The sequence below is a fragment of the Streptomyces sp. NPDC104581 genome (assembly GCF_055583685.1).
This window is the reverse complement of sequence record NZ_JBVJNN010000003.1, coordinates 214,701-228,558: the sequence shown is the minus strand read 5'-3', so window position 1 is coordinate 228,558 and position 13,858 is coordinate 214,701. Positions and strand designations below refer to the sequence as shown.

General features: G+C 73.0%; 11 protein-coding genes. 3 read left to right on the top strand and 8 right to left on the bottom strand.

Annotation, left to right across the window (positions count from 1 at the left end; translation table 11 throughout):
• Positions 1–332: 332 nt before the first annotated feature.
• The 3 genes from ACZ61E_RS04280 to ACZ61E_RS04270 form a co-directional block, all read right to left on the bottom strand.
• Positions 333–1,391, bottom strand: a complete 1,059-nt coding sequence (locus tag ACZ61E_RS04280) for an XRE family transcriptional regulator (RefSeq protein ID WP_469697418.1) — start codon at positions 1,389–1,391, stop codon at positions 333–335.
• 356 nt (positions 1,392–1,747) lie between these two features.
• Positions 1,748–2,407 carry a DUF3017 domain-containing protein gene (locus tag ACZ61E_RS04275; protein ID WP_469697416.1) on the bottom strand — a complete coding sequence of 220 codons (660 nt, stop codon included), beginning with the start codon at positions 2,405–2,407 and terminating at the stop codon, positions 1,748–1,750.
• An 11-nt stretch (positions 2,408–2,418) separates the two neighbouring features.
• Complete coding sequence (locus ACZ61E_RS04270) at positions 2,419–3,285, bottom strand: bifunctional methylenetetrahydrofolate dehydrogenase/methenyltetrahydrofolate cyclohydrolase (protein WP_469697414.1); 867 nt, start codon at positions 3,283–3,285, stop codon at positions 2,419–2,421.
• A 278-nt stretch (positions 3,286–3,563) separates the two neighbouring features.
• On the opposite strand from ACZ61E_RS04270, the gene ACZ61E_RS04265 reads away from it, so the two are divergent.
• A complete protein-coding gene (locus ACZ61E_RS04265) occupies positions 3,564–4,160 on the top strand; it encodes a hypothetical protein (protein WP_469697412.1) in 597 nt (198 codons plus the stop codon).
• 279 nt (positions 4,161–4,439) lie between these two features.
• Here the strand turns inward: ACZ61E_RS04265 and purH are convergent, their stop codons facing one another.
• Positions 4,440–6,029, bottom strand: a complete 1,590-nt coding sequence (gene purH / locus ACZ61E_RS04260) for a bifunctional phosphoribosylaminoimidazolecarboxamide formyltransferase/IMP cyclohydrolase (protein WP_469697410.1) — start codon at positions 6,027–6,029, stop codon at positions 4,440–4,442.
• Entirely contained in the window at positions 6,026–6,724 is a 699-nt protein-coding gene (gene purN, locus ACZ61E_RS04255; protein ID WP_469697408.1) for a phosphoribosylglycinamide formyltransferase, read from the bottom strand. Before purN ends, purH begins: the two co-directional genes overlap by 4 nt.
• A gap of 269 nt (positions 6,725–6,993) precedes the next feature.
• Here purN and ACZ61E_RS04250 point away from each other — a divergent pair, with 269 nt between their 5' ends.
• Positions 6,994–8,016 (top strand): hypothetical protein, encoded by a 1,023-nt coding sequence (locus ACZ61E_RS04250; protein ID WP_469697406.1) that lies wholly within the window; start codon positions 6,994–6,996, stop codon positions 8,014–8,016.
• 93 nt (positions 8,017–8,109) lie between these two features.
• Here the strand turns inward: ACZ61E_RS04250 and ACZ61E_RS04245 are convergent, their stop codons facing one another.
• Positions 8,110–9,837 (bottom strand): cell division protein PerM, encoded by a 1,728-nt coding sequence (locus ACZ61E_RS04245; RefSeq protein WP_469697404.1) that lies wholly within the window; start codon positions 9,835–9,837, stop codon positions 8,110–8,112.
• 116 nt (positions 9,838–9,953) lie between these two features.
• On the opposite strand from ACZ61E_RS04245, the gene ACZ61E_RS04240 reads away from it, so the two are divergent.
• A complete protein-coding gene (locus tag ACZ61E_RS04240) occupies positions 9,954–11,303 on the top strand; it encodes a helix-turn-helix domain-containing protein (RefSeq protein ID WP_469697402.1) in 1,350 nt (449 codons plus the stop codon).
• Positions 11,304–11,570: 267 nt separating this feature from the next.
• On the opposite strand, the gene sucD is transcribed toward ACZ61E_RS04240, so the two are convergent.
• Entirely contained in the window at positions 11,571–12,455 is an 885-nt protein-coding gene (gene sucD / locus ACZ61E_RS04235; protein WP_469697401.1) for a succinate--CoA ligase subunit alpha, read from the bottom strand.
• A gap of 20 nt (positions 12,456–12,475) precedes the next feature.
• Positions 12,476–13,651 carry an ADP-forming succinate--CoA ligase subunit beta gene (gene sucC, locus ACZ61E_RS04230; RefSeq protein ID WP_469697399.1) on the bottom strand — a complete coding sequence of 392 codons (1,176 nt, stop codon included), beginning with the start codon at positions 13,649–13,651 and terminating at the stop codon, positions 12,476–12,478.
• Positions 13,652–13,858: the final 207 nt, after the last annotated feature.

Below are 13,858 nucleotides of genomic sequence, written 5' to 3'. Positions count from 1 at the left end.
GCCCCTGGTGCGGGCCATCTCTCCGACGGCGGGTGAATCTTGTCTTGACGTGAAGAGACAACCGCCGGTCAGGCTATCCGACGGGGCCGGGGCGGGGCGCGACGGGGCGGGAGCCGTAGCCGGGGTGCGTCGAGTCGGCGTTCCAGTGGTGCGGGGGCGACGGCCGTCTTCACGCGGGCGGTGCCGTGCGCGTGACCGCGTGAGCGGGCCGGCCTGCCGGTCGTCCCGCGGGAGTCGGCGGTCGCGGGGTCGGAGCCACTCGACGCGGGGTTCCCGCCGGTGAGACGGCACTCGTCGTCGAACGGAACCGGGCCGCCGGGGCGGCGGCCCGGTCACTGGGACGTCGTCGTGCAGCCCTCCATGCCCGTCGTGAGCGTCGCGCACGCCTTCGCCTCGGCGGCGGTGGCCACCGCGACCATCGGGGTGTACGCGTCCTTGTCCGCGTTGACCGTGCCCGTCTGGGGCGCGCCCTCGCCCTGGTCGGCGGCTATCTCCACCGTGTCGCCGGGCGCCGCCTCGGTGATACGGGCCCAGGCCACCCCGCACGTCTCGCTGTAGCGGACCTCGACCACCGCGGTGCCGACCGTCGCTGTCGTCGCCGTCTCGGCGAACTCGCCTCCGCAGCCCATGAGTTCAGGATCCTCGCCCGTACAGTCGTCGCCCGCGCACTTGACTCCGGCGGGCAGTTCGGGCGCGCTCGTGGTCGGCTCCGCCGACGGGGTACGGGCGACCGGCTTCTTGTCGTCGCCACCGCCGAGGCCGGTCAGCAGGAAGGCGCCGGTGAGTACCAGCGCCGCGCCGACGAGTGCCGCCACGAAGATCGTGGCCCGGCGCTTGCCGCGCCCGCCTCCCCGGCCGGGCGCCACGGGCTGTCCGGGCTGTCCGGATGGGGTCGACGGCGGGAAGCCGGGGGGCGGTCCCTGGGGGGCGCCCGCCGGAGGGCGGTTCGCGCCGGCGTATCCCCCCGCGCCGCCCGGACCCGCGACCGGAGGCGTCGCCGTACGGCCGCCGGGGCGGCTGCCCCCGGACCGGCCGGGGCCGGCGTCGCCGCCGAACTCGCCCAGCGCGTCGCGCGCCTGGGTGATGCGGATCGCTTCCATCGTCATGTCGTGGCGCATCTCGGAGCGGCTCCACGCCCGCTCCGACAGCTCCCACATCGTGGTGAGATGCAGCGGATTCGTTCCGGTCACCTCGGCGAGGGCCATGATCGCGCCCTTGGGCGGGAGCAGCCGGCCGTTGAGATACCGCTCCCACGACGTCTTGCTGTAACCGGTGCGGTCCGCCACCGCGGCGATGCTCAGTCCGCTCTTGTCCACGAGCCGGCGCAACTGCGTGGCGAACTCCCTGACCTGTGGGTCGAGCTCCTCCGGTAGTGCCTTCCAACGAGGCATTGCCTCCCCCTTGTCCCCCCGCACGCGATCCTGATCGTGCTCCGCCTTCGCCGCGCCCCCACGCCGGCCACCGACTACCCCGAGGGATGCGCGGAGTCGGGGTGTCAGTTCCAGGAACGGGGGTGCGCCGGAGCATCCGGGACGGCCCCGCGCCCCCTCGCGCGCCGCCCGCGAATTCCGCCCCCAAGTCTCGCATCCGTTGCCCGACGATCACACCATGGCGGAATGGTCACTTCCGTGCCACAGGCACCTGCCGGACCTTGAAGCGGAACGGCGCGTCCGTGACGCTGGCCACATGCCGACGGCGCCCGTCCCGACTCGGGGGAGGGGATGGGCGCCGTCTCTGTTCGAGTGGACTACGGGACCGTGGAGTGGACCACGTCCTCCAGGAACGGGATCTCCAGCCAGGGCTTCGGCTGCGTCATCAGCGAGAGCAGCACGATCGCGACTCCGAGCAGGCCGTACGTCACCATGTCGGTGAAGCGCGACCGTACGGCGAGCATGCCGACCGACGGCATGATCCGCCGCAGGATCGCGCCGGTGACCAATGCCACACCGATCAGTATCGTGCCGATGCGGAACGACTGCTCGAACGGCGCCAGTCCGACGATCAGCAGCCCCAGACCGGTCGCGCCGAGCACCGTGAGCAGTGGCCACTGACGGGCGGGCGCGGGGGCGTCGCCGGGAGCGGCACGGCCGCCGCCCTCGGGGCGCGCGGTGTCCTGCGTGACGGTCGGGAAACGCCGCGAGGTGCTGTGCGCCGCGGGGGCCTCCGTGTCGCCGCCCGCCCCGCCCTCGTCGCGCCCCTTCTCCGTCTGTCCGTCCCCGCCCGCGCCGGTCTTCTTCTCATCGGGTCCGGCGGGCTCGGCGGCCTTCTCGCCGGTCTTCCCGCCCGCCTTCTCGCCGGCCTTCCCGTCCGCCTCCGGGGCCGCCACGGCCTCGGCCACCACCGGCTCGCTCACGGCGGGGACACCCTCGTCGCCGGGCTCGGCGACGGCACTCGTACCAGCACCCATGGGTGCCCCTTTCACGTTCCGCTTCCGCTTCCGGCGCGCTCCGCCGCCTCGACGACGTTGACCAGCAGCTGCGCGCGGGTCATCGGGCCCACTCCGCCGGGGTTCGGGGAGATCCAGCCTGCCACCCCCGCGACGTCCGGGTGGACGTCGCCGGCGATCTTGCCGTGCTCGTCGCGGCTGACGCCGACGTCGAGGACGGCGGCGCCCGGCTTGACGTCCTCCGCCTTGATGATGTGGCGCACACCGGCGGCCGACACGATGATGTCGGCCTGCCGCAGATGCGCGCCGAGGTCCCGGGTGCCGGTGTGGCACTGCGTCACGGTCGCGTTCTCGGACTTACGGGTGAGCAGCAGCGGGATCGAGCGGCCCACGGTGATCCCGCGACCGACGACCACGACGTGCGCGCCCTTGATCTCGACACCGTGCGCGCGCAGCAGCTGGATGATGCCGTACGGGGTGCACGGCAGCGGCCCCGTCTCGTTCAGCACCAGCCGGCCGAGGCTCATCGGGTGCAGCCCGTCGGCGTCCTTCTCGGGGTCCATCAGCTCCAGGACACGGTTGGTGTCGATGCCCTTGGGGAGCGGGAGTTGCACGATGTAGCCCGTGCAGTCGGGGTTGGCGTTCAGTTCGCGTACGACCGCCTCGATCTCCTCCTGGGAGGCCGTGTCGGGCAGCTCGCGCTGGATGGAGGCGATGCCGACCTGGGCACAGTCGCGGTGCTTGCCGTCGACGTACCAGCGGCTGCCCGGGTCGTCCCCGACGAGCAGGGTCCCCAGGCCGGGGGTGATGCCCTGCGCCTTGAGGGCCGCCACGCGGGCGGTCAGGTCGGACTTGATCGCGGCTGCGGTGGCCTTGCCATCGAGAATCTGGGCGGTCATGCGCCCATCTTCGCGGATGACCCCACCGCTGTTCCAATCCAAGGTCATCCATGAGATCGGCGCGGGCCCCGGCACAAGATCGCGGGGCCAAGATCAACGGCGCCCGGCCAGGTTGCACTTGGACAACACATAGGAATACCGACTGGACAAAAAGCCCTTGTGAACCGCACGATGACCGCGCAGTACGCGGTCAGTGTTGGGGGGCAAACCGCTCGGTTCCATGACGTTCCTCCCCCGGATCCGCGATGTCCCCGCGTTACCAACGGAGGAATCCCGCCATGAGTTTCGGCGACCCGAACAACCCTTACGGACAGCAGGGCCAGCCGCAGGGCCAGCCGGGGTACGGCTACCCGCAGCAGGGCCAGCCCCAGCAGCCGCCGGCCAACTACGGTTACCCGCAGGCTCCCCCGGTCCAGCCCGGCTACGGCGGCTACCCCGGCGGCCCGATGGGCGGTGTCCCGCAGTCCATGCCCGGACTGATGACCGCGGCCCGTGTCCTCATGTACATCATGGCCGGGTTCCAGATCATCGCCGCCATCATCTTCGCCATCGCGCTCGCCGCCGTCTCGGACGCGGCCGACTCCGACGCCGGTGACGCGCTGGCCGGTATCGGGTTCGTCGGCGTGGTCCTCCTGCTGGTCATCGCCGGTGTATCGATCCTGCTCGCCGTCAAGTTCTCCAGCGGCGGCACGGCGATCCGCGTCTGCACCATCGTCTACGCCTCGCTGATCATCCTGGGCTCGCTCGCCAACTTCACGTCCGGTGAGGCGACCGGCGCGGTCGGCGGTCTCATCAGCCTCGCCATCGGCGGGATCATCCTCGCCTCGATGGTGAACTCGCAGGCGTCGGCGTGGTTCAACCGCCCGCGTTACTGAGCGGTGCCCGCGCGCACGGGCGAGCCCGCGCGCATGCCAGAAGGCCGTAACACCCGTCGTGGCGACGTGGTTTACGGCCTTCTGGCGTTCGGTCGCCGTACCGCCCCCGGCGGCTGCTCGCCGGACGGCTGACGGCGCCCGCGCGGCAGTCGCACGAGGGCGGCGTACGCGGGTCGGCGTACGCGGGTGTGGAACCCGGAAGGCGCCGGGGGCACGGCGCGTGGAACGCACGGTGGCCGCCCCCGGCACCACGGGGGCGGCCGTCTCCGCGCCGGGACCTCAGTGGAAGAAGTGCCGTGTCCCGGTGAAGTACATGGTCGCGCCCGCCTTCTTCGCCGCCTCGACCACCAGCTCGTCACGGACCGAACCACCCGGCTGCACCACGGCCTTGACCCCCGCCTCCAGCAGGATCTCCAGACCGTCGGGGAACGGGAAGAACGCGTCCGAGGCCGCGTACGACCCACGGGCCCGCTCCTCGCCCGCGCGCTCCACGGCGAGCTTCGCCGAGTCCACCCGGTTGACCTGGCCCATGCCGACACCGACGCTCGCGCCGTCCTTGGCGAGCAGGATCGCGTTGGACTTGACCGCGCGCGACGCCTTCCACGCGAAGGCCAGTTCGCGCAGCTCGGCCTCCGACAGGGCCTCGCCCGCCGCGAGGGTCCAGGTCGAGGGGTCGTCGCCGTCCGCCTGGAGGCGGTCGGCGACCTGGAGCAGGGCACCGCCGTCGACGGGCTTCACCTCGACGGGGGCCGAGGGACCGCCGGCGCAGCGCAGCACCCGGATGTTCTTCTTGCGGGCCAGCACCTCGACGGCGCCGTCCTCGTAGCCGGGCGCGACGACGACCTCGGTGAAGATCTCGGCGACCTGCTCGGCCATCTCGACGGAGACCGGCCGGTTGACGGCGATCACTCCGCCGAACGCGGACAGCGGGTCGCAGGCGTGGGCCTTGCGGTGCGCCTCGGCGATGTCGTCGGCGATCGCGATGCCGCACGGGTTGGCGTGCTTGATGATCGCGACGCACGGCTCGGAGTGGTCGTACGCGGCACGGCGCGCGGCGTCGGTGTCCGTGTAGTTGTTGTAGCTCATCTCCTTGCCGTGCAGTTGCTCGGCGTCGGCGAGGCCCCCGCCGGAGCCGGCGGTGTAGAGCGCGGCGGGCTGGTGCGGGTTCTCGCCGTAGCGCAGGACGTTCTTGCGCTCGTAGGTCGCGCCCAGGAAGTCCGGGAGGCCCGAGGTGTCGGCGGCGGCGTAGTCGGCGGCGAACCAGGAGGCCACGGCCACGTCGTACGCGGCGGTGTGCTGGAACGCCTCGGCGGCGAGCCGCTTGCGGGTCGCCAGGTCGAACCCGCCGTCCTGTACGGCCGCGAGGACGTCCCCGTACCGCGCGGGGCTGGTGACGATGGCGACCGACGGGTGGTTCTTGGCCGCCGCGCGGACCATGGAGGGGCCGCCGATGTCGATCTGCTCGACGCACTCGTCCGGGGTGGCACCGGACTCGACGGTCTCGCGGAAGGGATAGAGGTTCGAGACGACCAGCTCGAAGGGCTCGATGGAGAGTTCGGCGAGCTGCTCGCGGTGCGCGGCGAGGCGCTGGTCGGCGAGGATGCCGGCGTGGACGCGCGGGTGGAGCGTCTTGACGCGGCCGTCGAGGGTCTCCGGGAAGCCGGTCAGCTCCTCGACCTTGGTGACGGGCACACCGGCGGCGGCGATCCGCCCGGCGGTGGATCCGGTCGAGACGAGTGTGACGCCGGCCGCGTGCAGTCCACGGGCGAGCTCTTCCAGACCTGTCTTGTCGTAGACGCTGACCAGCGCGCGGCGGATCGGCCGCTTGGTACCTTCGACGGCCTGTCCGGCGGTCTCTTCGACGCTCACTGGATTGTTACCTTTCGTCCCTCAATGCGGTAGCCGTGCCGGGCGATGCGCCCCACGACATCGACGAGCAGCCGTCGCTCGACGTCCTTGATGCGCTCATGGAGAGCGACGCCACCGTCCGCGTGGTCCTCGTCCCGCACCTCGACCACGCCTTGCGCGATGACCGGGCCGGTGTCGACGCCGTCGTCGACGAAGTGGACGGTGCAACCGGTGACCTTCGCCCCGTACGCGAGCGCGTCACGCACCCCGTGGGCACCGGGAAAACTGGGCAGCAGAGCGGGGTGGGTGTTGATGACCCGTCCGCCGAAGCGGGCGAGGAACCGCTTCCCGACGATCTTCATGAAGCCCGCCGAGACGACGAGATCGGGCTCGTACGCCGCGGTGGCCTCGGTGAGCGCCGCGTCCCACTCCTCGCGCGTCGCGTGGTCCCGCAGCCGGCAGACGAAGGTCGGCACCCCCGCGCGCTCGGCACGTTCCAGACCGGCGACGGAGGCCCGGTCGGCCCCCACGGCGACGACGCGGGCGCCGTAGGCCGCCGGATCGTCGGCGATGGCGTCGAGCAGGGCCTGGAGATTCGTACCGGAGCCGGAGACGAGGACCACGAGCCGGGCCGGGGAGCCGAATTCGACCGGGCGGCCCGGTTCCGTCGGGTCGGCCGGGGTGTCGGGGGCGGGCGGGGACGGCGGGGAGGCCACGGCGGAACGCCTTTCTGGAAGCGAGCACAGCCTCGCGGGTCGTGCGGGTCCTGCGGCTTTGTGCGGTCGTACGAACGGATCGTGTCTGCCGTATCGGGGAACTCTACGAAGGAGCCGACCGTCAGCAACGATACCGGCACACCGAACAGCCCCCGGGGGACGGGGGCGCGGCCGGGAGGTAGCGTCGGGGGACACGGATCCGTCTCCGGGACGGTCCATACGACACAAGACCCCTTGCGCCAAGGGTCTGAGGGGAAGACGTTCACCAGATGCCGGACCGACGACACCGCACGGCACTCCATGTCCCGCAGCCCACCGGGCCGGTGCTCCTGCTGCGCGAACGCCAGTCCTCGTCCGCGGGTTCCACCGGGCCGCAGGGCCCTACGGGATCCTCCGGGAGTCCGGGCGATTCAGGGGGTCCGGGGCAGTCCGGATCCTCCGGGGCGTCCGGGACCCCGGGGACCTCGGGGTCGTCCGGATCCCCGGGTTCGTCCGGGTCCTCCGACGACAATCCGTTCGCGCCGCCGCCCGAGGACAGGCCCGACCAGCCGTGGCGGCCGCGCCACCCCCAGAGCGGGGACGGGACGCCGGACGACCAGTCGTCGGGCGGTGACCGTTCGTCCTGGGGCAGTCAGTGGAGCAGCCGTCAGCCGGGCCGTTCGTCGGGCGGTTTCGGCGGCAGGCCCGGCGGCCAGAACGGGCCGGGCGGCGGGCAGAACGGCCCCGGTGGCCGCCAGGACGGTCCGGAAGGACAGCCCGGCAAGGGCAGGGGCGGGCTGCGCTGGGACCCGACCGACCCGTTCCAGCGCCGCGCGCGGTACGCGCTGCTCTCCGGCATGTGGGCCTTCTTCTTCGCCCTCTTCGACTTCTCGGAGATCGCGCTGCTCCTCGGCGCGCTCGCGCTCTACTGGGGCATCAGTTCGCTGCGCGCCAAGGCGCCGGTGTCGCGTACGCAGGCCGACGGCACGGCGGCGGGCGGTACGGACGGGCGTACGGCTTCGGGCCCGGGCTCCTCGGCCCCGGCCACGACGGGCGCGCCGCCGGCCCCGGGCACGCCTCCGGGCGCCCCGGCCCAGGGCACGGCGGCGCACAAGCCGCAGACGACCGCCGCGGTGAGCGGGATCGTGACGGCGGGGATCGCGCTGCTGATCGTGGCGGCGACGTTCACCGTGCAGCTCGTCTACCGCGACTACTACACGTGCGTGAACGACGCGCTGACGAAGACGGGCCAGCTGGCCTGCAACGACAAGCTGCCCGACTCGCTGGTCCCGATCTTCGGCGTCCAGAAGTAACCGGGCAGCGCACGGCGGACACGACGGCGGCCCCGTCCCTCCCGGCATCGGGAGGGACGGGGCCGCCGCTCGTTCGAGTGGTGTCGGCGCCGGTCAGTCGGCCTTCTCCGCCTCCGGACCGGGCGCGGGCGACGGCGCGGGCGACGGCTCCGGGGCCGGGGGTGGGGGCGGGGGCGGGGTCTTCGCGGCCGGCGTGCGGCCCGTCGTCCGCGCGTCCCGGTCGTGGAACGCCTCCCGCCGCAGGAAGTCGTACGGCTCCTGCGCGGAGGCGGCGCCGACCGGCAGGGGCGGACCGTCCGTCCCGCCTCCTCCCGCGCCGTCCCCCTTCTCGTGGTCCACGGACCCCCCGTCCTCGGCCTCCTCCGCCGTGGCCCCGCCCCGCCACCACCACGGCACCCGCCGCCACCAGACGGTCTCCGTCGCGGCGGTCCCGTCGACCGGCGCGTCCACCGATGCGTCCGCGCGGGCGCCGACCGCCGCGCCACCCGCCGCCGGCGCCCCCGCCACCTCGTCCGCCCCGCGCCGCCCCCTCAGCCGCCAGGCCCGTACCGTCAGCGCCGCCGGTACGCCGACGGCCACCGTCCAGACCAGCGCGGCGGCACCGGTCAGCCACCACACCGGCCCGAACTCGGCCAGCCGCCCCGTCCCCATCGGCCCGCCCGCCACCGCGGCCAGGGCCGCCGTCAGCACCGCGCACCCCGCGCCCGCGAGCGCCGTGACGAGCGCGGTGTCGCCCGCGCCCCATGCCTCGTCCCGCTCGGCGTAGGGCGGGGCGGCGACCCGCAGCGTGAACCAGGCGATCACCAGTCCGGCCGCCACGGGCACGGCCCCGGTCGCCCATGTCACGACCATGCCGGGTCCCTCGCCGGGCACGGCCGCCAGCAGCGGGAAGGGCGGCAGCGCGGGGCTGCCCGTGACGGCGAGCGGGGTGACCGTGGCCGACGTGCCGAGCGCGAAGCCGGGGCCGAGGGCGTACGACGCGCCCCAGACGGCCGCGTTCGGGAGCAGCGCGACGGAGAGCAGCAGCACGGCGATCCGTCCGGACCAGGCGGCCGCCAGCTGGGGGAAGGTTCCCTGGGCGGCGTCGGCGTGCCACACCAGCGAGCAGAGCACGAGGAAGGCGCCGCCGCCCAGCAGCGCCGCCGTCCCGGCGGTCGCCGACCGCATCACGACGACCGCCCGGCGGCGTCTGCCCGCCGCCCCGGACGCCGGTGCCGCCGGCGTGTCCGGCCGGGTGCGGCGGGGCAGCCGGTCGAGCAGCGGGCTCAGCGGGCGGCCGCTCGCCACCCATACCCCCGCGGCGGCCGACAGCACTGGCAGGAGGGGCAGTTCGAGCGCCGTGCCGAGGGTGTTCGTGGAGAGCGCCCCGCCTCGCGCGTAGAGCGCGACAGCGCCGCCGACCAGCAGATACCCGCCGGCGACGGTGCACAGCCCGCCGAGCGCCGTGAGCTGGGGCCGGCCCTCGTCCGGCTCCAGCGCGTCGCGCGCCGACCGGTAGACCAGCCACACGGGCAGCGCCATGACCAGCAGGGGTACGACTCCGACGGGCGCGGGCACCCCGGAGAGCGTGTCGGGCCGTACGAGTTCCGCGCCGTGGGCCAGCAGCCACAGCGCCGCCGCGATGCGCAGGGCGCCACCGGCGCCGCTGTCGGGATAGGGGGAGCTGATCCACGCGGCGATGACCAGTGCGGCGAGGGTGCCGAGGCCGAGGGCCGCCGCGAAGGCCCCCCGGAGGAACGCGGCGGTCAGCGCGGCGGCCCTGCCCCGCTCGGTGGCCGAGGCCGAGGACAACGTGGTGCCGCGCTCGCTCACTTGGGTCACGGCGCCATGCTGCCAACGACACGCGCTCAAACCGCGTAACAGGCGGATAGCCGTTGTGTCGCTCAATATACGTTTATGTACTTTTTCGGCCAGTACAGTGCTGCGGGGAGTTCTTCATGACGCAGAGCACCACTCGTTCCCCTTCGGTGCCTACGCTTCCCTCCCCGAAAGAGCGCCGCAGACTGCGCGAGGCCATGGACATGACCGAGAAGCAGGTCGCGACGGCGGTGGGGGTCACCCGAAGGACCGTCAGATCCTGGGAGACGGGACGTACGACACCGCTGGGGCGCAAGCGCGAGGTGTACGCGCGGCTGCTGGCCGCGTACACGGCGGAACTCGGCGAGAGGAAGCAGCGCACGAAGGGCGGGCGCGGGCCCGGGGATTCGGGGAAGCCGCCGGCGGGGAAGGCGGCACCGGCTCCCGCTGAGGCGCCCGCACCCCCGGCTCCACCGCCGGCGGCGGAACCCCACGCCACGGGCACCTCCCTCAAGGACGCCCTCCCCGGCGAGCCCCCGCCCGCGTCCCGCCCCACGCCCTCGCGTAAGAGGCCGCTCAACCGCCGCCCCGTCCGCACGGTCGAGGAGGACAGCCGTTCCCGGCAGAGCGCACAGCGCCGCAAGGAGAAGGCCGAGGCCATGGCCGGGGCCGCCGCCGCCGAGGCCGCCCGGCTGACACCCGCTCAGGCCTTCGACGAGCTGTACGCGCACGCCGCCCCCGCGCTCGTACGCCAGACCTATCTGCTCACCGGGCGTCGCACGCTCGCCCAGGAGTCCGTCGAGCGCGCCTTCCAGCTCGCCTGGCACCGCTGGCCCGAGGTCGCCGTCGACGCCGACCCGGCGGGCTGGGTGCGGGGGGCGGCGTACGACCACGCGACGGCGCCCTGGCACCGGTTCCGGCGCACCTGTCGCCATCCGGACCCGTTCACCGGTGAACGCGACGGGCGCGCGCTGCGCCGGACGCTGCTCGACCTGCCCCCGGTGTACCGGCGCACGCTGCTGCTCCACGACGGACTGGGGATCGGCCTGCCCGAGACCGCCGCCGAGACGGAGGCCACCACGACGGCCGCCACGAACCGGCTGGCGCACGCGCGTGAGGCCGTCGTCGCGCAACTGCCCGACCTGGGCGAGGAGGCGGTGCTGCACGAGCGGATGCGGGAGCTGACGAGGTCGGTGTCCGCGCCGGCCGTCGCGTCCGCGTCCGCCGTGCGGCTGGCGAGCGAGCGCCGTGCCAAGTTCTGGACGCGGGTCGCGATCGCCGTCACCGTGCTGATCATCGGGGCGACGGCCTTCACGGTGGTCACGGCGCCGACGCGGTACGAACCGACGCCCGCGCCCGGCCAGCGGGTCGGCGGTGTCCCGGCCCCGAAGGGACCGCAGAAGCTCGACAAGCAGGACCTGAAACTGCGGGACACGCTGCGGACCGTGCCGCTGAACGGACCGGGGCGGCTGCTGCCCAGAATCCCCTGACCCCCGGTCCCCCGGCACGGCGTGTCCCGGGCACGGGGGGGGGGGGGGGGGGGGGGGGGGGGGGGGGGGGGGGGGGGGGGGGGGGGGGGGGGGGGGGGGGGGGGGGGGGGGGGGGGGGGGGGGGTGACGGCGCCCCCCCCCCCCCCCCCCCCCCCCCCCCCCCCCCCCCCCCCCCCCACCCCCCCCCGCCCCCCCCCCCCCCCCCGCGTTGTGCGGCAGTACGACCGCCGTACTCGTTACGACCGTACCGCCAAGAGTCGATCCGCGTCAGCCCGCGAGGATCGACCGGGCGAGACCGGCCGTCTCGGTCGGCGTCTTGCCGACCTTGACACCCGCCGCCTCAAGGGCTTCCTTCTTGGCCGCCGCGGTGCCCGACGAGCCGGAGACGATGGCGCCCGCGTGGCCCATGGTCTTGCCCTCGGGCGCCGTGAAGCCCGCGACGTAGCCGACGACCGGCTTGGTCACGTGCTGGGCGATGAAGTCGGCCGCGCGCTCCTCGGCGTCGCCGCCGATCTCGCCGATCATCACGATCAGGTCGGTGTCGGGGTCGGCCTCGAACGCCTTGAGGGCGTCGATGTGCGTCGTACCGATGACCGGGTCGCCGCCGATGCCGATGGCGGACGAGAAGCCGATGTCACGCAGCTCGTACATCATCTGGTAGGTCAGCGTGCCGGACTTGGACACGAGACCGATCCGGCCGGGCTTGGTGATGTCGCCCGGGATGATGCCGGCGTTGGACTGGCCGGGCGTGATGAGACCGGGGCAGTTGGGGCCGATGATCCGGGTCTTGTTGCCCTTGCTCGACGCGTACGCCCAGAAGGCGGCGGAGTCGTGCACCGCGATGCCCTCGGTGATCACGACGGCGAGACCGATCTCGGCGTCGATGGCCTCGACGACCGCGGCCTTGGCGTGGGCCGGCGGCACGAAGAGCACGGACACGTCGGCGCCGGTCTTCTCGATGGCCTCCTTGACGGAGCCGAAGACCGGGACGTCGGTGCCGTCGAAGTCGACGGACGTGCCGGCCTTGCGCGGGTTGACCCCGCCGACGATGTTGGTGCCGTCAGCGAGCATGAGCCTGGTGTGCTTCATGCCGGTGGCACCGGTCATCCCCTGGACGATGACCTTGCTTTCCTTGGTCAGGAAAATAGCCATGGTGTTGGTGACCTTTACCTTTACTTCGCAGCCGCGAGCTCGGCGGCCTTGTCGGCCGCGCCGTCCATGGTGTCCACGCGCTGTACGAGCGGGTGGTTGGCGTCCGACAGGATCTTGCGACCCAGCTCCGCGTTGTTGCCGTCGAGGCGGACGACCAGGGGCTTGCTGACGGTCTCGCCCTTGGACTTGAGCAGCTCGAGGGCCTGCACGATGCCGTTCGCGACCTCGTCGCACGCGGTGATGCCGCCGAAGACGTTGACGAAGACGGACTTGACGTCCGGGTCGCCGAGGATGATCTCCAGGCCGTTCGCCATGACCTCGGCGGAGGCGCCGCCGCCGATGTCGAGGAAGTTGGCGGGCTTCACGCCGCCGTGGGCCTCGCCCGCGTACGCGACGACGTCGAGGGTGCTCATGACGAGCCCCGCACCGTTGCCGATGATGCCGACCTCGCCGTCGAGCTTGACGTAGTTGAGGTTCTTGGCCTTGGCGGCGGCTTCGAGGGGGTTGGCCGCGGCCTTGTCCTCGAGCGCCTCGTGCTCGGGCTGGCGGAAGTCGGCGTTCTCGTCGAGCGAGACCTTGCCGTCCAGCGCGATGATCTTGCCGTCACCGGACTTGATCAGCGGGTTGACCTCGACGAGCAGGGCGTCTTCCTTGATGAAGACGGTCCACAGCTGCTGGAGGACGTCGGCGACCTGGCCGGCGACGTCGGCCGGGAACCTGGCCGCGGCGACGATCTCGGCGGCCTTCTCCGGGGTGCAGCCCTCGTTGGCGTCGACCGGGATCCTGGCGAGCGCGTCGGGGTTCTCCTCGGCGACGACCTCGATCTCCACGCCGCCCTCGACGGAGGCCATGGCCAGGAAGGTGCGGTTGGTGCGGTCGAGGAGGAAGGAGACGTAGTACTCCTCCGCGATGTCCGCCGTCTGGGCCAGCATCACCTTGTGGACCGTGTGGCCCTTGATGTCCATGCCCAGGATGGCGTCGGCCTTGGCGACCGCGTCGGCCGGGTCGGAGGCCAGCTTCACGCCGCCCGCCTTGCCCCGGCCGCCGACCTTGACCTGCGCCTTGACGACGGCCTTGCCGCCGAGACGTTCGGTCACCTCGCGCGCCGCCTCAGGCGTTTCGATGACTTCACCGGCCAGCACCGGTACACCGTGCTTGGCGAAGAGGTCCCTCGCCTGATACTCGAACAGGTCCACGCGCGTCCGTCCCTTGTCTGTCTTCTGAGATTCGCAGTGATCGCGGTTCGTAATCTGCGTGGGCGTGCCGCGATGGGCAACGTGACTGCACTTGTCACAAGGAAGGCGCAAACGGAGGCCCGGAGCGCGGCATGTCCGTCTCGCAGGTTATCCCCGTGGGCCGTGGACCCCTAAATCACAGATCACCCCTGAGCGGTGATACCTGTC

Coding starts and splice junctions, on each gene's coding strand:
- ACZ61E_RS04250 (WP_469697406.1), top strand. CDS start 6,994: ATGCCGGACCGACGACACCGCACGGCACTCCATGTCCCGCAGCCCACC.
- ACZ61E_RS04265 (WP_469697412.1), top strand. CDS start 3,564: ATGAGTTTCGGCGACCCGAACAACCCTTACGGACAGCAGGGCCAGCCG.
- ACZ61E_RS04270 (WP_469697414.1), bottom strand. CDS start 3,285: ATGACCGCCCAGATTCTCGATGGCAAGGCCACCGCAGCCGCGATCAAG.
- sucD (WP_469697401.1), bottom strand. CDS start 12,455: ATGGCTATTTTCCTGACCAAGGAAAGCAAGGTCATCGTCCAGGGGATG.
- ACZ61E_RS04280 (WP_469697418.1), bottom strand. CDS start 1,391: ATGCCTCGTTGGAAGGCACTACCGGAGGAGCTCGACCCACAGGTCAGG.
- ACZ61E_RS04275 (WP_469697416.1), bottom strand. CDS start 2,407: ATGGGTGCTGGTACGAGTGCCGTCGCCGAGCCCGGCGACGAGGGTGTC.
- ACZ61E_RS04240 (WP_469697402.1), top strand. CDS start 9,954: ATGACGCAGAGCACCACTCGTTCCCCTTCGGTGCCTACGCTTCCCTCC.